This is a genomic window from Hahella sp. CCB-MM4, from assembly GCF_002260525.1.
Taxonomy (GTDB): domain Bacteria; phylum Pseudomonadota; class Gammaproteobacteria; order Pseudomonadales; family Oleiphilaceae; genus Hahella.
Genome location: NZ_MRYI01000010.1, coordinates 112,376 through 133,647 on the forward strand (window position 1 = coordinate 112,376; position 21,272 = coordinate 133,647).

Annotated in this window: 22 protein-coding genes and 1 tRNA gene; 15 read left to right on the forward strand and 8 right to left on the reverse strand. The window is 49.2% G+C overall.

All coding sequences use genetic code 11. The annotated features are described in order from the left end of the window. The first annotated feature begins 92 nt into the window (after window positions 1-92). Both BTA51_RS17265 and BTA51_RS17270 read left to right on the forward strand, forming a co-directional pair. Entirely contained in the window at window positions 93-332 is a 240-nt protein-coding gene (locus BTA51_RS17265; RefSeq protein ID WP_094709468.1) for a sulfurtransferase TusA family protein, read from the forward strand. Window positions 333-406: 74 nt separating this feature from the next. Beyond that, window positions 407-1,474, forward strand: a complete 1,068-nt coding sequence (locus tag BTA51_RS17270) for an AI-2E family transporter (protein ID WP_094709470.1) — start codon at window positions 407-409, stop codon at window positions 1,472-1,474. A gap of 103 nt (window positions 1,475-1,577) precedes the next feature. Here the strand turns inward: BTA51_RS17270 and BTA51_RS17275 are convergent, their stop codons facing one another. After that, window positions 1,578-2,039, reverse strand: coding sequence for a peroxiredoxin (locus tag BTA51_RS17275; RefSeq protein WP_094709472.1), 462 nt, complete (start codon window positions 2,037-2,039; stop codon window positions 1,578-1,580). Between the two features lie 106 nt (window positions 2,040-2,145). Continuing rightward, window positions 2,146-2,694: a glycine cleavage system protein R gene (locus BTA51_RS17280; protein ID WP_094709474.1), complete on the reverse strand. Its 549-nt coding sequence runs from the start codon at window positions 2,692-2,694 to the stop codon at window positions 2,146-2,148. Between the two features lie 306 nt (window positions 2,695-3,000). Here BTA51_RS17280 and dapA point away from each other — a divergent pair, with 306 nt between their 5' ends. The 10 genes from dapA to BTA51_RS17330 all read left to right on the forward strand — a co-directional run bounded on the left by dapA (window position 3,001) and on the right by BTA51_RS17330 (window position 11,163). Continuing rightward, window positions 3,001-3,879 (forward strand): 4-hydroxy-tetrahydrodipicolinate synthase, encoded by an 879-nt coding sequence (gene dapA, locus BTA51_RS17285; RefSeq protein ID WP_094709476.1) that lies wholly within the window; start codon window positions 3,001-3,003, stop codon window positions 3,877-3,879. Window positions 3,880-3,924: 45 nt separating this feature from the next. Further along, a complete protein-coding gene (gene bamC / locus BTA51_RS17290) occupies window positions 3,925-4,971 on the forward strand; it encodes an outer membrane protein assembly factor BamC (protein WP_094709478.1) in 1,047 nt (348 codons plus the stop codon). A gap of 174 nt (window positions 4,972-5,145) precedes the next feature. Then, entirely contained in the window at window positions 5,146-5,856 is a 711-nt protein-coding gene (gene purC / locus BTA51_RS17295) for a phosphoribosylaminoimidazolesuccinocarboxamide synthase (protein ID WP_094709659.1), read from the forward strand. Window positions 5,857-5,889: 33 nt separating this feature from the next. Continuing rightward, a complete protein-coding gene (locus BTA51_RS17300) occupies window positions 5,890-6,639 on the forward strand; it encodes a TIGR04219 family outer membrane beta-barrel protein (protein ID WP_094709480.1) in 750 nt (249 codons plus the stop codon). A gap of 56 nt (window positions 6,640-6,695) precedes the next feature. Further along, window positions 6,696-7,703 carry an NAD-dependent epimerase gene (locus BTA51_RS17305; protein WP_094709482.1) on the forward strand — a complete coding sequence of 336 codons (1,008 nt, stop codon included), beginning with the start codon at window positions 6,696-6,698 and terminating at the stop codon, window positions 7,701-7,703. Window positions 7,704-7,750: 47 nt separating this feature from the next. Then, complete coding sequence (gene can, locus BTA51_RS17310) at window positions 7,751-8,386, forward strand: carbonate dehydratase (RefSeq protein ID WP_094709484.1); 636 nt, start codon at window positions 7,751-7,753, stop codon at window positions 8,384-8,386. A gap of 168 nt (window positions 8,387-8,554) precedes the next feature. Further along, window positions 8,555-9,130 carry a molybdenum cofactor biosynthesis protein B gene (gene moaB / locus BTA51_RS17315; RefSeq protein ID WP_094709486.1) on the forward strand — a complete coding sequence of 192 codons (576 nt, stop codon included), beginning with the start codon at window positions 8,555-8,557 and terminating at the stop codon, window positions 9,128-9,130. Beyond that, complete coding sequence (gene glp, locus BTA51_RS17320; RefSeq protein ID WP_094709488.1) at window positions 9,127-10,353, forward strand: gephyrin-like molybdotransferase Glp; 1,227 nt, start codon at window positions 9,127-9,129, stop codon at window positions 10,351-10,353. The genes moaB and glp overlap by 4 nt, the downstream gene beginning before the upstream one ends. 153 nt (window positions 10,354-10,506) lie before the next feature. Next, window positions 10,507-10,583 (forward strand) — tRNA-Val (locus BTA51_RS17325). Window positions 10,584-10,740: 157 nt separating this feature from the next. Beyond that, window positions 10,741-11,163 (forward strand): helix-turn-helix domain-containing protein, encoded by a 423-nt coding sequence (locus tag BTA51_RS17330; RefSeq protein ID WP_094709490.1) that lies wholly within the window; start codon window positions 10,741-10,743, stop codon window positions 11,161-11,163. 115 nt (window positions 11,164-11,278) lie between these two features. Here the strand turns inward: BTA51_RS17330 and galU are convergent, their stop codons facing one another. The 4 genes from galU to BTA51_RS17355 all read right to left on the reverse strand — a co-directional run bounded on the left by galU (window position 11,279) and on the right by BTA51_RS17355 (window position 17,096). Continuing rightward, complete coding sequence (gene galU / locus BTA51_RS17335; RefSeq protein ID WP_094709492.1) at window positions 11,279-12,118, reverse strand: UTP--glucose-1-phosphate uridylyltransferase GalU; 840 nt, start codon at window positions 12,116-12,118, stop codon at window positions 11,279-11,281. 230 nt (window positions 12,119-12,348) lie between these two features. After that, window positions 12,349-13,050, reverse strand: coding sequence for an NrdJb (locus BTA51_RS17340; RefSeq protein WP_094709494.1), 702 nt, complete (start codon window positions 13,048-13,050; stop codon window positions 12,349-12,351). Window positions 13,051-13,121: 71 nt separating this feature from the next. Further along, complete coding sequence (locus tag BTA51_RS17345) at window positions 13,122-15,260, reverse strand: adenosylcobalamin-dependent ribonucleoside-diphosphate reductase (protein WP_094709496.1); 2,139 nt, start codon at window positions 15,258-15,260, stop codon at window positions 13,122-13,124. Window positions 15,261-16,043: 783 nt separating this feature from the next. Next, window positions 16,044-17,096: an NAD-dependent epimerase/dehydratase family protein gene (locus BTA51_RS17355; protein ID WP_094709500.1), complete on the reverse strand. Its 1,053-nt coding sequence runs from the start codon at window positions 17,094-17,096 to the stop codon at window positions 16,044-16,046. A 201-nt stretch (window positions 17,097-17,297) separates the two neighbouring features. Between BTA51_RS17355 and BTA51_RS17360 the strand changes: the two genes are divergently transcribed. The 3 genes from BTA51_RS17360 (at window position 17,298) to BTA51_RS17370 (ending at window position 19,672) form a co-directional block, all read left to right on the forward strand. Next, the gene (locus tag BTA51_RS17360; protein ID WP_094709502.1) at window positions 17,298-18,275 is read left to right on the forward strand and encodes a metallophosphoesterase; all 978 of its coding nucleotides are present in this window, start codon (window positions 17,298-17,300) and stop codon (window positions 18,273-18,275) included. Between the two features lie 212 nt (window positions 18,276-18,487). Next, window positions 18,488-18,721 carry a hypothetical protein gene (locus BTA51_RS17365; protein ID WP_141215624.1) on the forward strand — a complete coding sequence of 78 codons (234 nt, stop codon included), beginning with the start codon at window positions 18,488-18,490 and terminating at the stop codon, window positions 18,719-18,721. Window positions 18,722-19,117: 396 nt separating this feature from the next. After that, window positions 19,118-19,672 carry a sigma-70 family RNA polymerase sigma factor gene (locus tag BTA51_RS17370; protein ID WP_094709506.1) on the forward strand — a complete coding sequence of 185 codons (555 nt, stop codon included), beginning with the start codon at window positions 19,118-19,120 and terminating at the stop codon, window positions 19,670-19,672. Between the two features lie 56 nt (window positions 19,673-19,728). On the opposite strand, the gene BTA51_RS17375 is transcribed toward BTA51_RS17370, so the two are convergent. Together BTA51_RS17375 and BTA51_RS17380 are read right to left on the reverse strand one after the other, a co-directional pair. Then, entirely contained in the window at window positions 19,729-19,974 is a 246-nt protein-coding gene (locus BTA51_RS17375; RefSeq protein ID WP_094709508.1) for a hypothetical protein, read from the reverse strand. Continuing rightward, window positions 19,971-21,257, reverse strand: a complete 1,287-nt coding sequence (locus BTA51_RS17380; protein WP_094709510.1) for a serine/threonine-protein kinase — start codon at window positions 21,255-21,257, stop codon at window positions 19,971-19,973. Before BTA51_RS17380 ends, BTA51_RS17375 begins: the two co-directional genes overlap by 4 nt. Window positions 21,258-21,272: the final 15 nt, after the last annotated feature.

Genomic DNA, 21,272 nt, shown 5'->3' on the forward strand with positions numbered 1-21,272 from the left:
GTCTCGTTGAAGGTGAGCGGCGATAATATGTTCAGTGTTTGCGGGTGCTGGTTTGAAATATCCAGTGCCGGGCTGTCCAAATCGGAGGGTGCATGTCAGAGAGTTTTTCGGCAGAGGATGTACTGGACCTGCGAGGGTTGCGATGTCCTATGCCATTGCTAAAAACCAAACAGCGTCTCAATCAGCTGGAGCTTGGGGCGTGTCTCCACGTGATTGCCACTGATCCTGGTTCGGTTCGGGACTTTGGCTCATATTTGGAATTGAGCCAGCACCAGTTGCGTGAGCAACGGGAAGAAGGTGGCGAGTTCCACTTCTGGATTGTAAAGGGATAATCAGAGTAACCTGTCGGTCATGCTTGAATTCTGACGACAAATCTTTGGTCTAATTGGACTGCTGAGTTGCTGTAATGCTTAAGATCATTCAAAACTGGTTTGAGAGATACTTTTCCGACGAAGAGGCGGTCATTGTATTTCTGCTGCTGGTCATTAGCACTTTTTTAATATTGACCCTGGGTGCGCTCGTTGCCCCGGTAATAGCAAGTATTGTCATTGCTTATATTCTGCAGGGGCTTGTGGTTAAGCTGCAACGCCTCGGTTTTAGGCATATCTATGCCGTGTTAACGGTGTTTGCGGCATTTTTGGGTGTGACGTTGGCAACTGTTCTGGTATTGCTGCCAATGGTGGCTACCCAGGTCAGCTCTTTGTTCAAAGAGTTGCCTAATATGCTGTCCAATGCCCAGAGCCTGATCAAGTTGTTGCCTCAGCAATATCCGGAGATTATTTCCGAGGAGGCGGTGGCCAGCATTTATTCCCAGGTCACTAACGAAGTGACGTCTTTTACTCAGTGGGTTCTGTCATTCTCTCTGTCAAGTATCCCTACCGTCATTGCCATTATGATTTATGCGGTATTGGTGCCTATCATGGTGTTCTTTTTTCTTAAGGATAAGGATCAGTTGCTAGCGTCGTTTTCGTCAATTCTCCCGACCGAGCGTCGGTTGATGAAAGAGATCTGGAGGGAATCCAACGTGCAGTTTGCCAACTATATTCGCGGCAAGGTGCTGGAGATTGTGATTGTCGGCGTTGCCACCTATCTGGCATTTGTCTGGGTGGGGTTGGAGTATTCCGTCTTGCTGGCCATTCTGGTGGGTCTATCTGTCGTGATTCCCTATATCGGTGCAGCAGTGGTGACGATACCTGTAGCACTCATCGGGCTGTTCCAGTTCGGTTGGGGGAGTGATTTTATCTGGCTGATGGTGATATATGGTGTGATTCAAGGATTGGATGGCAATGTGCTGGTCCCATTGTTGTTTTCAGAGGTGGTCAATCTGCATCCGGTCATTATCATAACCAGTGTATTGTTATTTGGCGGATTTTGGGGGATATGGGGAGTGTTTTTCGCGATTCCGCTGGCAACGTTGATCAAGGCGATCTTTGCTGCCTGGCCACGTATCAGTCGCCCATCGGCCCAAATCTGAGCCGGTGGGAAGGCGGTCCGCCAGATTGAATGTTCTTAGGTCAGAATAGGGACTCTCAAATCAAAATCGAGCTATAAAGATAGAAGGCTATGAAAATCGAGGGTTATAGTTGACGGGCGGCCTCAAGAACTTCTGCAACATGGCCCTTCACTTTTACTTTACGCCATTCTTTTGCCAGTTTACCTGAGCTGTCGATAAGGAACGTGGAGCGTTCAATGCCCATGTATTCCTTGCCATAGAGTTTCTTAAGCTTTATCACGTCAAAAAGCTTGCATAGCTCTTCGTCTGGATCAGTGATCAGTTCGAAGGGAAAGCTGTGTTTGGCCTTAAAATTCTGATGGGTTTTAAGGCTGTCCTTCGAAACCCCGAAAATTACCGTATTCAGCTTCGTAAATTCTTCATGGTGGTCTCGGAAGTCCTGTCCTTCGGTGGTGCAGCCCGGAGTGTTGTCCTTAGGGTAAAAGTAAATGACGACATTTCGCCCCAGCAGATCCCCTGAGCTTACGGTTTGGTCGGGAGTGGCGGTGACGGAAAATTCAGGAATCTGTTTATTTAGCTCAATCATGTTGTTCCTTAAGGGGGTTGTCTAGGTTGCGCGATATATACGGTGCATTGTATGCAGAATCTGCAGAAAATATGGGCAGCCGGGCGAGCAGCTGCCACAGAAGAGGTTAGAGGCCGCGTATGGGTTCGATGACGGCATCCAGGTTTCGGTCGTCGCAAAATAACATGAATTCCTCCCGCAGGCTGGCCAGATGCGTATCTGAAGGAATGTGAATGGTCATATTCATGTTAAACATCTGGGTGCCGCAATGTGGGGCGCTGTAAGTGCTGGTTTCCAAGTCGGCAATATTGATGTTACGCCGGGAGAAGAACTGTGAAATGTCATGCACTATGCCTGGTTGATCCAATGCGACAACGTTGATGGAGTAGGTGATGGATTTTGCAGGTAATCTGGCCTTGGTCTGCTTGACCATGGTGGTCAAGTCAAGTTTGCGGGCCAGTGTCGGGAGGGCATTTTCCAGTTTTGCCACAGAATCCCAGTTGCCAGACACCATCATGATTACTGCAAACTCTCCACCCAGAACAGTCATCCGACTGTCGATGATATTGCATTGATATTCTCTGCAGAGCTTGGAAAGTTCGTTGACAATTCCAGGGCGGTCTTCGCCCAGGGCGGAAATAACCAGATGATTGATTTGTGATACTGGGTTAACCATGTCGGTAGGTAACCTTTTCTGTTGAAGGGTGGTTTAAATAACGGTTCTGCGTCTCGATGGTAAGCAGCCACATAGTTACTCTCGAGGAGCTTCAGTGTCAAGTGGATGACAGGGAGGTGTTATCATCGTCAGTCAAGATTGTCAGGGCTGCCGCCAGGGATTGTGAAAGTAACATGGAATATTGTTAATAAGCTGCGCCGACTCTTGTGAAGGTCAGGGGCGATGAGTACCATAGTGGGTCGATTTTTCATACATCTAAATCCATTCTCCGATACCGGAGAATGTGAGTCTCTTGTGGAGTAAGACATGATTACAGGCAGCTTGGTGGCTTTGGCGACACCAATGCATGAAGACGGTAGCATTGATTGGGAGTCTCTCGATTGTCTGCTGGACTTCCATATAGATAATGGTACTCACGGCATTGTCGCCGTTGGGACTTCCGGTGAGTCTGCAACCCTGGACTTTGAAGAGCACGAAGCGGTTCTTAAACATGTTGTCAATTACGTCGCCAAACGTATTCCGGTGATTGCCGGAACCGGAGCCAACTCCACCCAGGAAGCATTGCATCTGACTGAACAGGCCAAAAAGGCCGGAGCCGATGCATGTCTGCTGGTCACTCCGTATTACAACAAGCCTACCCAGGAAGGCCTTTACAGGCACTACAAGTTACTGGCCGAGTCTGTTGATATCCCACAGATTTTGTACAACGTTCCAGGTCGAACTGCTTGCGATATGCTCAACAGCACTGTCTGTCGGCTAGCGCAAATTCCCAATATCGTTGGGATAAAAGATGCTACGGGAGATATTCCCCGTGGTCGTGCACTGATCGAAGCGGTTGGTCCGGACTTCGCCGTATACTCCGGCGACGATGGTACAGCAGTAGATCTCATTTTGGCCGGCGGTAAAGGCAACATTTCCGTGACTGCCAACGTTGCCCCCAAACAGATGTCGATGCTTTGTGAAATGGCATTGAATGGGGAGCGCGAAGCTGCGCAGGCTCTTCAAGCCAAACTGATGCCTTTGCATAATGCGCTGTTCCTCGAATCCAACCCGATTCCGGTTAAGTGGGCGTTGGCTGAGATGGGGCTGATCAAGAAGGGAATACGTCTGCCTCTGACGGAGTTGGACGCGCAATACCATGATACTGTGAGAGCCGCGCTAAAAGTGTTGGATGCCTCTGACTGATAAGTGGTCCATTGATTAATACAATATTCAGCCTCAGGCGCTTACATGGTTGATGTGAAATCCATGCGAATTATTTATGTTCTTTGCGGAGTGGCTGTTCTGGCCACCTCCGGTTGCGGTCTTATCGAAGATAGAACCGATCAGTATATGACTGCCAACAAAGGAGAGCCGCTGGTAGTGCCGGAATGGTACTCGACCAGGCGTCTGAAGGATCGATATCCGATACCTGAAGCGGATCAGGGCTTTGTGGCTACTGAGGAGTTTCAGGTTCCCCCCCCGCCGGAGCCAGGGCTTGAAATCACGTTGGAGCAATTTGTGGTGAAATCCACGGATTCAGAGACTTGGTTGCTTGCCAGCGAAGCGCCCGGAAAAATCTGGCCTGCATTGAAAAACTATTGGGAATCCCAGGGTGCGGAAGTAAGAGAAGTGAATACTTCGGCAGGAAATATGCAGGTCCTACTCCCCAATACCTCCTTGAAAGCGGCGGACTTTATTACCAATAACGGCCTGCAGTCATTTGTCCGCGACGGAGAGGTGATGCTGCATATCTATGTTCAGCAAGGGTTAAAACGACGCAGCTCTGAGATTCGGGTTTCACCTGTGCTGTTTTCGGAGTTGGGCGCTGATACGCAACAGGCGTTGCTCACCGGGATTAAAAGCTATCTGGATGATAATGCCGAATCACTGGAAAGCTACTCTCTGGTGGCCCAGAATATTGGTGGCGAGGAAAAGCTTGCTCTGGTCAATGAAACCGGAGAAACCCCTTTTATCCGTGTAAAGCTTGATTTTGAGCGGGCCTGGTTTGCGGTAGGTGAAGCCTTGGATAAGGCTCATGTTCCGGTGATTGACCTGAATCGTAGCGAAGGCTCGTATTTCGTTCGCTACGGTAAAGATGAGGATAAGAAATCCGGAGGGTTCTTCGGCTGGCTGAAGGGGGATGACGAAGACTTGTTGTCTGATCGTTTTAACTTCCGCATTGAGCTGAAGCAGGAAGCTGATGGAATCCATATTGAGTCACTACCAACGCAGGCTGATGTTGATGATCAGGATCAGGTTCGTTTGCTGAATCAGTTGCTTGATCACTTGTCCTGATGATGCATGGCTCCGGTGCGGGAAATAACCGGTTGGCTATTCAGGATTTCTATTGTTTGTGCCTGGAAATGAATATTGCGGATCAGCCAGGTCTGGTTGGTCCGAAGTCTATTAACTTTGTGGGAATACCACGCCAATCTGTTCTACAGACTATTCTTTTTGGAGAATGCCCCCATGCAAAAGCGCGAAGAGCTTTATTCTGGTAAAGCAAAATCCATTTACAAAACCGACGACGCTGATCGGTTCATTATGGAGTTCCGCGATGATACCTCAGCATTTGATGGGGTTAAGAAAGCGCAGTTATCTCGCAAAGGTATGGTGAACAACAAGTTTAATGCGTTCATTATGGAAAAACTCAGTGCTGCCGGAGTGCCGGTTCACTTTGAAAAGTTGCTTTCAGATAACGAATCCCTGGTTAAGAATCTCAAAATGATCCCGGTGGAATGTGTTGTTCGGAATGTGGCTGCCGGCAGTTTGTGTCGTCGCCTGGGGATCAAAGAAGGCTTGGCTCTGACTCCTCCTACCTTTGAATTATTTCTTAAGAATGACGAACTCCATGACCCCATGATCAATGAATACCATGCATTGGCATTCGGGTGGGCGACCCAGGAACAACTGGACCGGATGAAGGAGTTGACCTTCAAGGTGAACGATGTGCTTAAGGCTATGTTTGCTGAAGCCGGGATGACACTGGTGGACTACAAACTTGAGTTTGGTTCCTTCCAGGGTGAAGTTGTTCTGGGGGATGAATTCAGCCCGGATGGATGTCGAATCTGGGACGCGGAAACCGGAGAGAAAATGGATAAAGACCGTTTTCGTCAGGATCTGGGCAATGTTATTGAGTACTACGAAGAAGTGGGTAAACGTCTGGGAATGACCTTTTAGTAGCCCAGACATCACAAACTTTGGAGCGAATCGATGGTAAAAAGTGGATTAAATAAGACTTTGTTGACGGGCATTCTTGCTGGTGTTGTCAGTATGGGAGCTCATGCGGATTCTCTCGGTTTCTTTGCTGGAGTCAGTGCCTGGAATGCAGGCTTAACTGGTGATGTCCAGTCTGGCCCGGAATCCGTAGATGTTAAGGATGAGCTGGGGTTCGACGATGATACGTTCGTTCAGGCGTATGTTGCATTTGAGCATCCTGTTCCCGGGTTGCCGAATCTGAAACTCCAGTACACAGAGTTGAGCCAGTCTGCCAATGGTACGTTAACCAAGACATTTGATAATGTTACCTTTACCGGTGATGTCGCCTCTGATGTGGATCTGACCCACACGGATCTGATTGCATACTGGAGAGTGCTCGACAATGTCGTGAATCTGGATCTCGGTTTGCAGGCAAGAATGTTTGATGGTGAAGTGGTGATTCGTGAGACCTCCGGGACCAAGAGTGAATCAACCACTGACATCGATGAAGTGGTGCCCATGTTATATGGTGGTATTGGCGTTGATCTACCACTGACTGGACTGAGTGCCGGAGTGAACGTGGCCGGGCTGAAATATGATGACAATCGGCTGGTTGATGTTAATGCCCGTATAAATTACGAAATAGCGGTGGTCGGAGTGGAAGCCGGTTATCGTAAAATCAGTGTGGATCTGGATGATATCAATGACATCTCGGCGGATTTGTCTGTTGGGGGTCCATACCTTGGAATCAGCGTCCACTTTTAAGCTAAGGACTAATCGCGGCAGAAAAAGTGGAATCATTTGTTAACGGGAATTCGCATATGAAAGTTTTGGTTACGGGAACAGCAGGCTTTATTGGTTCCCATGTCGCGCATCGCTTGCTGGACCGTGGGGATGAAGTCATTGGGGTAGACAATCTTAATGACTACTACGAAGTATCCCTGAAAGAAGCCCGTCTGGCCCGATTAACTCCAAAGTCTGGATTTACGGATGTTCGGCTCGATATTGCTGATCGCGAGGGGATGGAGGCGTTATTTGCCAAGCATAAACCTGATCGTGTGGTGCATCTTGCGGCTCAGGCAGGTGTGCGATACTCGCTGGAAAATCCTCATGCCTATGTGGATGCTAACCTGGTCGGGCATATGAATATTCTCGAAGGCTGTCGACACCATCAGGTGGAGCATCTGGTATATGCCTCAAGTAGCTCGGTATATGGTGCCAACGAGTCAATGCCGTTCTCGGTCCATGATAATGTCGATCACCCGCTCAGCCTCTATGCTGCTACAAAAAAAGCCAATGAGCTGATGTCCCACACCTATAGCTCCTTGTACGGGTTGCCTACAACGGGATTACGGTTTTTTACCGTATACGGTCCGTGGGGCAGGCCGGACATGGCTTTGTTCATATTTACCCGTAAGATCCTTGCCGGTGAACCCATCGACGTTTTCAACTATGGGAAGCATAAAAGAGACTTCACTTATGTTGATGATATTGTCGAGGGGGTCATCCGAACGCTGGATCATGTGGCAACCGCAAATGACCAGTGGAGTGGTATGCAGCCTGATCCTGGTACCGGCAAAGCGCCTTATCGGATCTATAACATCGGAAGTAATAATCCAGTCGAACTTTCCCGCTATATAGAAATTCTGGAAGAGTGTCTGGGTAGAAAAGCTGAGCGGAATCTATTGCCTATGCAGCCCGGAGATGTGCCGGCCACTTATGCTGATGTCCAGGCTTTAATTGATGATGTGGGATATAAGCCTTCTACCACAGTTGAGGAAGGTATTGCCAAATTTGTGGATTGGTATCGGGATTACTATAAAGTCTGACGAAATCAGTCTGCTAATCAATCGTTAAAAAGTGCTCAGGAGATATTGTGGAAGAAGTCAAACGTCTGATAGAGAACAATAAAACCTGGTCGGAAAGAATTCGCCGCGAGCAGCCGGATTTTTTCCCAACACTGGAAAAACAGCAGGCTCCCACCTTTTTGTGGATAGGATGCTCTGACAGCCGGGTGCCGGCCAATGAAGTCGTCGGGGTGATGCCGGGTGAGGTATTCGTTCATCGAAATGTTGCCAATGTGGTGGTTCACTCGGACCTGAATTGTCTCTCAGTCTTACAGTTTGCTGTTGAGGTCCTGAAGGTTCGTCATATTACTGTGACCGGCCACTACGGATGTGGGGGGGTGAAAGCTGCGTTGCAGAATAAGCAGTTTGGCATGATCGATAACTGGCTGCGCCATATCAAAGATGTCTACTCTCTGAACAAGGGGGAAATTGATGCTCTGCCGACAGAGACGGAAAGAGTTGATCGCCTCTGTGAGCTGAACGTGATTCAGCAGGTTCAGAACGTATGTTGTACAAGTATTGTGCAAAATGCCTGGCATCGTGGCCAGTTCCTGGCAGTGCACGGCTGGGTGTATGGACTGAAAGATGGTTTGATTAAAGACCTGGAAGTCACTAAGACGAGTTCTGAGCAACTGGATGCTCCCTACGTCTATGTTAAGTCCTGATACAGTTTTGGGTTTATCGCAGTCAGCTATTCAGAAGTCCGATATAGCAGAAGCACGGTATAGTAGAAGCACGATATAGCAGAAGTCGGGTATAGAGAGTCGGCTGTAAGAAGAAGGCCTGAGTAAATCGGGCGGCTGATCACCGGCTTGGTATTAATGAGAAACAGCATGGCACAGCACAAGTCTACAGAATTTATCCCGTTAAACATTGCAGTACTCACTGTCTCTGATACCCGTACAACGGAGAATGATACTTCCGGACAGGCCTTGGTGGACGGAGTGGAGTCGGCAGGTCACAAAATTGTTGATCGTCAGTTGATTCCTGATGATGTCTACGTCATGCGGGCTGTTGTGTCTGCCTGGATTGCAGATGCTGCTGTGCAGGTTGTTCTGATTACCGGCGGTACCGGGTTCACGTTGAGGGATAGCACGCCAGAGGCGGTAATCCCTTTGCTTGATAAGCTGGTAGAAGGATTCGGCGAATTGTTCAGGTCTGTTTCCTATGATGAAATCGGTACCTCAACCATACAGTCCCGGGCATTTGCAGGATTAGCAAATGCCACTCTGATCTTCGGTATGCCCGGATCTACAAATGCCTGTAAGACAGCCTGGAATAAGATTATCCGCGAACAGCTGGATGCACGTCATCGGCCGTGCAATTTTGTGGGAATTCTATCAACCGAGTCTGTGGACAAGGTGAATAGCCCAGGCGATGTTAAACCGGATTGCGGGCCAAGATCATGACGCATCCCAGCGCAAATTTAATGCCTGTAGAGCAGGCCCTTGAATACCTGTTGAGAACCGCCGTTTCGGTAAACGATGGGGAAAAGGTGGTTCTGTACGATGCACTGGATCGAATTTTAGCTGAGCATGTCTATTCAAATGTGGATGTTCCGCCATATGACAATAGTGCGGTAGATGGTTATGTGGTGGGTGCTGGATCCGTTGGGGTAGGGCAGCCGCAAGAGTTGTCTGTGTCCCAGCGCATTCCTGCCGGTACAGTCCCTTTAGAATTGCAGCAGGGAACTGCGGCTCGTATTTTTACCGGTGCAGAGGTGCCGCAAGGCGGCGCTGCCGTGGTTATGCAGGAAAGCTGTCAGGTGGATGGTGATCGGGTAACCCTGCCGCCGGATATCCCTGAAGGCCAAAATGTCCGCAAGGCAGGGCAGGATGTTCGTTCCGGGCAAATGGTGCTTGAGTCAGGTCGCAAACTCCAGCCACAGGATCTTGGGCTCTTGGCATCTGTGGGTATTGGAGAGGTTTCCTGTCGGCGCCGCTTGAAAGTGGCAGTATTGTCTACCGGTGATGAGTTGATTGAGCCGGGTGAACCCGCAGCACCGGGTAAAATATTCAACTCCAACCGATATACCATGGTGGCTTTATTGAAGCGCCTGGGGTGCGACATTCTTGATCTGGGAATCGTGCCCGATGATTACCAGGCCACGGTTGAGGCTCTATCAACTGCAGCTGGGCAGGCTGATCTTATTCTTAGTAGCGGCGGAGTGTCTGTCGGTGAAGAAGACCACGTGAAAGCTGCCGTCGAACACTTGGGGCAGCTGGATCTATGGCGGTTGGCGATTAAGCCTGGAAAGCCGCTGGCCTTTGGGAATGTCGCCGGGAAGCCATTTTTAGGGCTGCCGGGGAATCCATCCGCCGTATTTGTCACTTTTTCGATTATTGCCCGGCCGTTTATTGAAAAGCTGCAAGGCAGGGAAGTCCAAAGTGCTGCAAAGGTGATGTTGCCGGTGGGGTTTTCTGTTAGCAAGGCAGGCCTGCGACAGGAATACATGAGAGTTCGGGTAGTGGAAAGGGATGGTGGGCTCTCGTTGGAGCCTCATCCCAATCAAAGCTCCGGTGTTCTCTCATCTGCTACCTGGGCCGAGGGTTTTGCAGTCATTCCGCCAGGCAGGACGTTTGAGCAAGGGGATCTGGTGGAATATTTGGCGTTTTCCGGATTGGGAATCTGATCAAGTTTTCTTTCGATGATAGGGTCGCATTGAAGAGCGTTTGCTCCTTTGACGACTATACATCAGGGCTTGGATTCCAAACACAAAAAACGCTTGAACCGCCCAAGCTTCTTTGCTATCTTACGCAGCCTCTTGAGACGTCGTCTCAATCTTAGGACCGTAGCTCAGTTGGTTAGAGCGCCACGTTGACATCGTGGAGGTCACCAGTTCGAATCTGGTCGGTCCTACCAAACTCCTTTTTCCTTCCTTTGTATTTTCTTCGAAATCTCCACTGATTCTGTTATTGTTGTGTCGATTCTATTGTGGTTGAAAAGGTCCTCACTGTAGCTTAGTTAGCCCTTTTTCTTAGTGCCAGGATACCAACTTCTATCGGCTGGAGCCTTCTGCATGAAGTATCTTCGTTCATTCAACCAGCGCTTGCGCGAATTACGCCAGAAAAAGAAACTGACGACGGAAGATGTTGCCACCTTCTGTATGGTGGATGAGTCCGTGGTCAAAGGGTGGGAAGCACCTTCTGATGCACATCGCTGTTTTCCGACTCTGGATAATTTGCTGGACCTGTGTTTCAAAACAGGAGTCGCGCTGGATAGCTTTCTCGACTTCGATCAGAGTAACAAGTTCACTCCGCAGTTGGTTTTGCCGGGCTTTGGTGCCGAGGAAGAAGGGGATTTGTATTCAGCCATCAATGAGTTGGATGAGGCTCTGGACCATTCGTTGCCTGATGAAAGGGAAAGAGAGTTGTTGCGTCGCTTCAGGGAATGTGACGAGGAGCGGAGGCAGTTCATCATGCAAATGTTGCCAAGGACTTAATGCTCAGATATTCAGGTGCACGATATTTCAATGTGGGCAGTGAAAGGATGGTGCCGTTTAAAGAATTAGAGAGATGACTGGGCCAGTGTTGCTGGCCCAGATGAAAAGCTCAGGCTTAAAGCTGTCCTTTCTTGTAGTAATTCTCGTAAACGTAGTTGGTTGCTTCAACAAATCCATCGATGCTGCCGCAATCAAATCTGCGCCCTTTAAATTTATAGGCCAGAACACATCCGTCTTTAGCCTGCTTAAGTAGCGCGTCCGTGATCTGTACTTCCCCATTTTTACCTGGTTCTGTATCGCGAATGATGTCAAAAATATCCGGAGTCAGAATATAACGGCCGATAATGGCGTAGTTACTTGGCGCTTTGTCGGCAGGTGGTTTCTCAACCATGTCGGTAACCCGGAAAAGGCCTTCTTTCATTGGTTCGCCGGCAATAACTCCGTACTTGTGAACCTCATCCATCGGGACTTCCTGGATGGCAACGATACTGCAGCGGAACTGATTATATAGTTTGGACATCTGTGCCAGCACGCTATCCTGGCCGTTCTCTACAACGCACAGGTCATCTGCCAATACAACGGCGAAAGGCTCGTCGCCAATCAAAGTTTGGCCGGATAGGATGGCATGTCCAAGTCCTTTCATTTCATTTTGTCTGGTGAAAGAGAACTTGTTGTTGTCGATCAGGCTGCGTATCGATGTGAGTAGCTCTTCTTTGCCGGTACCTTTGATCTGGGTTTCCAGCTCATATGAAATATCAAAATGATCTGCGATTGCCCGTTTGCCCCGGCCGGTAACAAAGCTGAAATTGTTCATGCCGGCTGCGACAGCTTCCTCTACGCCGTATTGAACCAGGGGCTTGTTCACCAGTGGCAGCATTTCCTTGGGCATAGCCTTAGTAGCAGGTAAAAAGCGGGTTCCATATCCTGCGACAGGGAAGAGACACTTTCTAATCATGTAAACTCCTTGATTCTTACAACTCTAATTATTGTCGTACTGCTCATTCTGCAATTACCAGGCCAGTGAGCGCAATCCAGCAAGAGGTTGGTGACTGGGGTATAAGTGTATATTGCTGATTTCAGTACGGTTGGGTTTCCTGTACAAGAAGACCCGAATTCCGGTGGCGCCATATATACCATAAAAAAAGGAGGCTAAGCCTCCTTTTTCGTCAATTCAAATGCAAAAAATTATCCGCACTTACTATCGCCGCAATTCAAACAGGTTTGACATCCATCCATCAGGATGACGGCCTTTTGCGAGCATTTCTTACACATGGTGGCGTTTGCAGGAAAGGCGCTTCCTTCGCTGCTGTTGCTTTCACCATTAGCCGCCTTCTGGCGGGACTCATAGTCTGCGCGCTTTTCTGCCAGCATTCGCTTATGGGCGTCGCTTAGTTCCTCGGATTCAATGATGCCCAAAGCCTTCATGTGCTTCTCAATCACAGCGCCGATTTCTGCTACCAAAGAAGGGACAAATACACCGCCTTTCTTGTAGTAGCCACCGTTGGGATCGTGAACTGAAAGTAGTTCTTCCAACAGGAAGGCAATATCACCACCCTTACGGAAGACAGCTGAAATAACCCTTGTCAGAGCAATGACCCACTGAAAATGTTCCATTGACTTCGAATTAATAAATATCTCATAAGGCTGACGGGTTTCGTGGTCAGTGCCTTCGTTCAAAATAATGTCGTTAATGGTGATATAGAATGCATGCTCCGACACCGGTGGCTTGATTTTGTAGGTCGTACCCAGCAAAAAGTCCGGACGGGCAATGTTTTCATTCATTTCAACCGGTTTGGGTTCGGTGCTGGCCGGCTGTTGGGCGGCGGCAGCATCTTCCGGTTTCATTACGTTGTAGCCAACGATTTTCTTTTCAATTTTGACAGCCATGTTAATAACCTTTTCTGAAGAGGGCATTGAAGAGAAATGCCCTCTTATTGAACACTGTAGACAATCGGCGCTTAATATTTGCCGTATGTGCCCTCTTTTAGTGCATCAAACAGATTGGCTGCCGTATGCACTTCTCCATCGTACTCGACTTCTTCATTCCCTTTCAGTTTTACCTTGGAACCGTCTTCCAACGTAAACTCGTAAATGGTTTTTTCCAGGTCTTTTTCTTTGACCAGTACACCTTGGAATGCTTCGGGATTAAAGCGGAAAGTCGTGCAACCTTTCAATCCCTTTTCGTATGCGTACATATAAATGTCTTTGAATTCCTGGTAGGGGAAGTCTGTCGGCACGTTTGCTGTTTTGGAAATTGAGGAGTCTACCCATTTCTGCGCCGCAGCTTGAATATCCACGTGTTGAGTGGGGGTGACTTCGTCACTGGTGGTGAAATAGCTCGGCAGCTGTGCTTCAGGATCATCGCTGAAAGGCATGGCGTTTGGATTGATCAGGTGGCGGTAAGCCAGTAGTTCATAGGAGAAAACATCCATTTTCTCTTTGGTTTTCTTGCCTTCACGAATCACATTGCGGGAATAGTGATGGGCGAAGCTGGGCTCAATACCGTTACTGGCATTGTTCGCCAGCGACAGGGAAATGGTGCCGGTGGGGGCAATGGAGGTGTGGTGGGTAAAGCGAGACCCTTTTTTGCCCAGAGCTTCTACCAATTTAGGATCGACTGCGGCCACACGCTGCATGTAACGGCTGTATTTTGCATGCAGAATACGACCCTTCACTTTGTCGCCAATTTTGTAGCCGTCATCAGCCATTTCAGGACGCAGGCGCAACATTTCCTCGTTGACGATAAAGTCGTCATTCATGATCGGTGCCGGGCCTTTTTCTTTGGCCAGTTCCAAGCCCTGGCGCCATCCTTCAACGGCCATTTCGCGGCAGACTTCTTCAGTAAACGTCACTGAACCTTCAGAGCCGTAAGGCATGCGCAGCATAGCCAGGGTTGAACCGAGGCCGAGAATGCCCATGCCATGGCGACGCTTGTATTGAATCTCGTGGCGCTGGCCTTCCAGTGGCAGGCCGTTGATTTCCACTACGTTATCCAGCATCCGTGTGAAAATGCCGACAACTTTACGATATTTCTCGAAATTGAATTTCGCGTTCTCCGTGAACGGGTATTCAACGAACTTGGTCAGGTTAACCGAGCCCAGCAGGCAGCTGCCATATGGGGGAAGTGGTTGCTCGCCACAAGGGTTGGTTGCACGAATGTTCTCGCAGAACCAGTTGTTGTTCATTTCATTGACTTTGTCGATGAGGATGAAACCAGGCTCAGCGAAATCATAGGTGGACGTCATGATGGCGTTCCAGATATCCCTGGCTTTAACTGTACGGTAAATGCGACAGGCTACCAGTCCGGTTGAGTCAGTCACATAGCTTTTCTTGACTGGAAAATCCCGGTAAACAAACTGGGTGCTGTCGGAAAGGTCAAGTTCTTCAGATTCTGCTTCCTGGCGGGTAACCGGGAATGAGAGTTTCCAGTCGGCGTCGTCTTTGACTGCCTGGATAAAATCTTCTGTGATCAGCAGGGAAAGGTTGAATTGACGCAGACGACCATCTTCACGCTTGGCTTGAATAAAATCGAATACATCCGGGTGGTGAACGTCGAAGGTCGCCATCTGGGCGCCGCGGCGACCGCCCGCAGAGGAAACGGTAAAACACATCCGGTCAAAGATGTCCATGAAGGAGAGGGGGCCTGAAGTTGTCGCGCCAGCACCAGCGACGTAGGCTCCTTTAGGACGAAGGGTGGAGAACTCATAACCAATACCGCAGCCCGCTTTGAGCGTTAGTCCTGCTTCATGGTTCTTCAGCAGGATGTCATCCATGGAGTCCATGATGCTGCCGGAAACAGTGCAGTTAATCGTGGAAGTGGCTGGTTTGTGTGCTTCTGCGCCGGCGTTGGACATAATCCGTCCTGCCGGGATAGCGCCATTTTCCAGAGCCCATACAAAGTCATTCAGAACTTTTTCGCGCACATTTTCTTTTTCAACAGACGACAGGGCAGCCGCTACACGTGTGTAGGTTCCCTGGATGTCCTGATCTACCGGCTCGCCAGACTTTGTTTTCAGCTGGTACTTGGTGTTCCAGATATCCTGGGATGCCGGTTGCATGTCTATGGGCGCAATAAGTTGCTGGACTTTAGCGTTCATACTATCCCCTTGTTCAATTGATGGCTTAAGGTTAAGCCCTCGATAAGTTTCGTTTTTCTACGGCCTCGCCATAAACGGCCTCCGCTGTACTGCGGTGCCGATTGGTAACTTGGGCCTGATGTTGTATATCTGCCGTCGGTATTGCCGAGACAGATCACTGATAATCCACTGGTATGCTTCACCAAATCACGACCGACATCCGACTCCTGTGTATCGGCGATTTACCCTCTGGTGCTCATTTCTGACTAATACTGCTGTCAACGTCCTGAGCGGAACAATGATGACCACAATATCTAGTGCACAATACGTGTGCGACAGGTGTTGGTAACCCCACTTCCTTTTCTTATTATTGCTCCGGCGTATCGAGTTAATTCGTCTCTGAGGCGCCGGGGACCACGATCGATAAATGCGGCCATAAAAATAAATATTTCGTCACTTTGGGTATTGACTTGGTAGTTCTTAGCTGTTACCAGTCAATTTGCTTTGTGACCCAATATATGGCGATTTCTGAGAAGTATAACACTATATCCTGTGATGTGAAGTGCTTATTAAGTAAATTTTACTGGTGCAGAATGGCGAGAAGTAAGATCGAATTGGCAGCATTCCCGAAAGTCATAAATGGCGCGGAGTTTCACTATCCGGGAACGAAAATTGAGCAGGTAAATGAAGGGATATTATTGCCAATAAAGAGGCTGGTAGTTAGCGGTGCCGGAAATTCTCCGGCACTACATCTTGTGTTTGGTGTGTTTAAAAATTAAGCAAAGCGATGAGGGAGGAAAATGCTTAACTGCTCGCTTGTTGGGTCGTCAATGGTTTTCCCATCGTCTGCTCGATTTTTCTGGCGATACGCGGTTTGATTCTGTTTTGAGTCAGAAGCCAGTGAACCGTATCCGGGAGAATGTCATCCGCATAGCGGGCATGTATGCCCAGCTCTTTGGTTGTGTCTGTCGTGTCGTAGTAGGCATAACGTCCAACGACTTCGTAAACCAGATCATAGGTAAAGGGCGGTGTCACATGAAGCAATTTGCAGAGTGTTTCCACTACGCGGGCAAAGACAAGTGTCATCCCTCGTCCCGTGGGCAGGTGGATGGGCTTCACACCGGTCAATAGCTTCAGTCGATTGCCCAACTCCTTGACCAGAATATTTTCGCCTCCCAACACATAGCGTTTGCAATTTTCCCCTCTGGTCAGGGCGGCAACATGGGCGGCAGCGACGTCCCGGACATCCACCACATTCAGTCCACCTTTGTAAGTCTGGCCGACACCGTTCAGCCAATCCATGATGATCTGGTTGGATGGGGTAATGCGGAAGTCATTGGGACCGAGAACAATAGCGGGGCATATCACCACCAGATGGATGTCATTCTCTCTGGCAAGTTTCTGAGCGGTTTTTTCACTTTGGGTTTTTGCGACGTAATAAGGGTTGTGAGCATCTTCATTCCAATCGTTGCCGGTCCTTAGCACATTGGGGTCGTAAGAAAATCCGATAGATGCCACCGAGCTGGTGTATACAATGCGCTTGATTCCATGCAGTTTGGCCGCATGAAAAACACTTTCAGCTCCGCGGATGGCCGGCTCGACGATCTCTTCTGCCGTTTTGGCGATCGTTTTGTATACCGCTGCCATGTGGATGATGGCCTCACAGCCCTCGGCTGCTTTTGAGACGGATTCCTTATCCATCACATCGCCATAGGCAAACTCCGGACTCAGGCCTTCGAGTCCACGAAGGTCCGATCCTTTGCGTACAAAAGCAACGACCTGATGATCCTGTTCGAGGAGCAGTCTGACAACATGTGAACCAATATGCCCGTTTGCTCCGGTGACTAGAACTTTCATTGTTTCTCCTGCTGCTGAAACTGTTTCTGGCGTTACATCACGCTCGTTATATTTTTTCGCCCGATTATGACGGTTTTAGTGTCTTTTGGGCAGGGGGTTGAATCACATCCTGTAGAATAGTCTTGCATTGTTGATCTGGCTTTGTTGTTCCCGTAGAACTACATTACTTAGATAATGAATCAATAAATTCCCCTGCAGGCCATGAATTCTGTGAATCTTATAGCAGAGTATCTTGATGCTGAGTCTCGATTGCTGGCACGCCTGGAGCGTCGGCTTGGCGTCGTTCATGCGCGCCAAAGGCTGGGAATTGAAAACGATCATGCCCAGAGAGTCTTTGGGGGAGGGGGGCTGAATTTCTTCCACCCTGAAAACTGGTACTCCATTCAGACCCTGATGCGTTGCGCGCTGAAAATGACGCGGCTATATGAGAAAGGGCGGCGCAATGCCTGCAATATCGAGTTGCGTAGAAATCGCGTCCAGCATGTATTGATTCCTGAGGTATTCAATGGTTATCGGATTCTTCATCTCAGTGACCTTCATCTGGATATGGATGAGGATATAACCCGCTCAATTATCGGGGCGGTCCGTCAGGTGGACTATGATGTCTGCGTACTGACAGGAGACTATCGTGCCCAGACCTTTGGCTCTCACGATGGGGCATTGGAAGGGCTGAAGAGGCTCAAGTCGGCACTTAAAGGGGATGTCTATGCGGTTCTGGGGAATCATGACAGCATCCGAATGCTGCCCGCCATGGAGGATATGGGATACCGCCTGCTGCTGAATGAGGGGGTATCCATACAGCGTCGATCCGTCTCTATTCAGTTGGCAGGAGTGGACGACCCTCATTATTACAGGGTGGACAATCTGCAGGCCGCGGCTGAAGACAATAATCTGCAGCAGTTTTCCATGCTGTTGTCCCATACCCCCGAAATATTCCGTCAGGCGGCCCACGCGGGATTTCATTTCATGATGAGTGGGCACACCCACGGAGGGCAGATTTGCTTCCCGGGCGGTATACCTATCACGCTTGATTCTGATTGTCCGAGATTTGTCGGAAAGGGGGCATGGCACTGGGGAGGCATGCTGGGATATACCAGTGTTGGTGCTGGTACATCCATCATACCCATACGATTCAATTGTCCGCCGGAAATCACCCTCCATACGTTAACCTCCATATAAGCCAACCCGGAAAAGAAAGCTTTATTCAGGTTTTTGTGAAAATTTTCCCATCATGTGAAGGTTTTTTGACAGTTCTGTCGCTTTCCTCAATGTGTTCACGCCTCCAAAGTGTTTTTCCGATTAGTGGTCGCATTAGTGTAATCGGTTATTAGTGTTAGGGAGGGTTGGTTTTCAAAACATAAAAGCCCTATATGGGTTTTTGGACTGATATCATGAAAACAAATCTGTTGGCCGCGATTCTCGCGGTGATTGTAGTTGTGTTACAGCTATTTTTGATGCAGCAGCGAAGCACGGAGCACAAAGCGCAGGAAAGCGGATCCCATATTACTCAGAATTCTGTATCCATGCTGGGTACACATGAGATTGGATCCAATTCGCTGGAAAACTATGATTTTCAAGTGTCATTTTTAACTTCAAGAGTTCAACCCGACTGGAGTCGGTATTAAGGTTTTACCTCGTAGAATGAAGGTAAGCGGGTAGCGACAGCGTGTCATCCAAACCCAAGCAGGTTTAAAACGGGTTGGCCATGATTGATGAATGTGCTACCTGTCTTTCTGTTATCAGCGTCCCAATTGACTCTCCAAAGGTTGCGGCATTCCCAGCCGCTTCATACAATAAGATTTCAGCCACAGGCTATTAACGAACTATCCCATCATTGCTGGACACTTGTTTTTCCTGAGCCTCGTGCCATATGTACTTCGCCGGTAATCGGTTGTATTCCGGGTGAGGGCAGGCATTGGATTCAGGCATGAAGCAGAGACTGCGTGACCATGGAAGCAGTAAGGTGGTAAATGCAGCTGATAAGTTGTCTTGTGTGAAGATTAATCTAAAGAGTTGAATTTATGTCCGCGAAAAATGTAACACAGCTGTTGGCCAGCTGGCAGGCTGGTGATGGCCAGGCACTAAACCAGGTAATCGAAGCCATGCATGGAGAAATGCGCAAGATTGCAGGTCGTTACATGGCAGGAGAGCGTCAGGGGCATATGTTGCAGGCAACCGCGTTGGTAAACGAGGCATACCTGCAGTTAATGGATGCAGAGGTGGCCTGGAATGACCGGGTGCATTTCCTGGCTGTTGCCGCCCAGACCATGCGCCGGATTCTGGTGGACCATGCCCGGTCCCAGAAGCGCAAAAAGCGTGGTGGCGACGATTTGCAGGTAACTCTGTATGAAGCACAGATATGTGATGATGGCAGTCAGCCGGATCTTCTGGAGCTGGAAGATGTTCTGGAAAAATTGTCCCAGGTTGACGACCGCAAGGCTAAAATCATTGAAATGAGCTTTTTCGGCGGTATGACTCAGGAAGAAATCGCTGAGTTTCTTGATGTGTCATTGTCTACTGTTGAGAGAGATCTGCGTTTTGCCAAAGCCTGGCTGGTCAAGGAAATGAAGGACTAAGGTCTCTCATTTCCCAGGAAACCATTCTGCAGGTTGAGGTCGGTCATTAAACCGGATCATCCTGCAGACTCAGTCTTCTCATTCAGTACCTTTTCCCTTTCGCGACGGTAATCGTCGTACTCCATACTATTTTGCTGCATGCATTCCTCGTACTGGGGTTGCGGCAACTTGCGGCATTCTACCTGGTTGCTGTAACGAATGCTGTCATACATTCCCTGGTTGCTACATCCGGCCAGGATGGATATCGGTAACAGCACAACGGTTATGCCTGGGCCGGTGAATATGCGCGACAGTAATTTCATGGTTGTATTGCCTTTAGTTGACTGACGACAGATTGTCTGGTGTGGGCCGGTAAATGGCTGACCAATGCCATGATCAGGCCTTCATAGGAGGTGGCTGATTCGGTGTAACGCTGTATCAACACCGGTGCCGTCGGGCCAATGTGGGCAGTCAGGACTGCTGCAAGTCTCATAAGGTACTGATCTGTGAAGGTCACCTTGTCGGTGTGCAGCTTTTCGTCTTCTTCCTGTGGGCGCCGTCGATTGGGGTTTTGCGACAAGTGCTGCTGGTAAGTTGCCAGCCACTGTACCACCTTGGTCATGGAGTTCAGTCGCAAATCAATATCGCGAATCAGCATGGCCTGGAGGAGTCTTAGTAAATGGGGTTGTGCTTCCAGCACCGGGTCGTTCAGTGGAGGTTCCTGGTTCATTACAGCATTCAACAGATTGGACGCTTTGTCTCCAGTAAACAAAGGTCTGCCGGTGAGCATTTCAAACAATACCGTCGCCAATGACCATATATCGGTGTAGGGGCCTACATCATCACCCTCCAACTGCTCGGGTGCCATATAGGCTAGGGTGCCCATGCGTGCGCCGGCAAGAGTAATCTCCGTGTCGGCAAGCTTGGCGATACCGAAATCAAGAATTTTTACGACGCCGTCATCCTGGATCATGATATTGGCCGGCTTGATATCCCTATGGACGATATGGTGTTGATGGGCCGCACTGAGGCCAAAAGCGATCTGCTTGGCAATCTTGATGGCCTGTTTCAGATCCAGAGGGCCTTTTGAAAGCAGTTTTTCAAGAGTTTTGCCGGTATAGAACTGCATGGCGATATACAGACCGCCATCCTCGGTATGCCCCATGTCGTGAATGATACAGACATTGGGGTGGTCAAGCCGGGAAATGGCCTTGGCCTCCAGCAACAGGCGTTCCTTTATACCGGGCTCGGACGCAACAGCCGGAGCCAGGCATTTTAAGGCGACATATCGGTCAAGCCGGGTATCCTCGGCTTTGAACACCCATCCCATACCACCTTCACCAATCTTGCTGATAATTCGGTATGGGCCGACCAGGGTGTCGGGGTGCATTCTGGGAAGAACCAGGGTGGCTTCTGGCGATTCCATGGTAAAGCTGCTTGGAAGCAGGTCTCCCACTTCTTCATCTGCCTGCAGAAGATCCAGCACTTCTTTCTTTATCTCGTCATCCGGGCAGTGGGTTGCCAGGAACTGTTGACGGTCTGTTGAGGGCAGGTCAGCAACCTGATCAAATATTTGTTGTATTAGGGTCCAACGATCCTGGTTCATCTCAGGGCCTGGTTT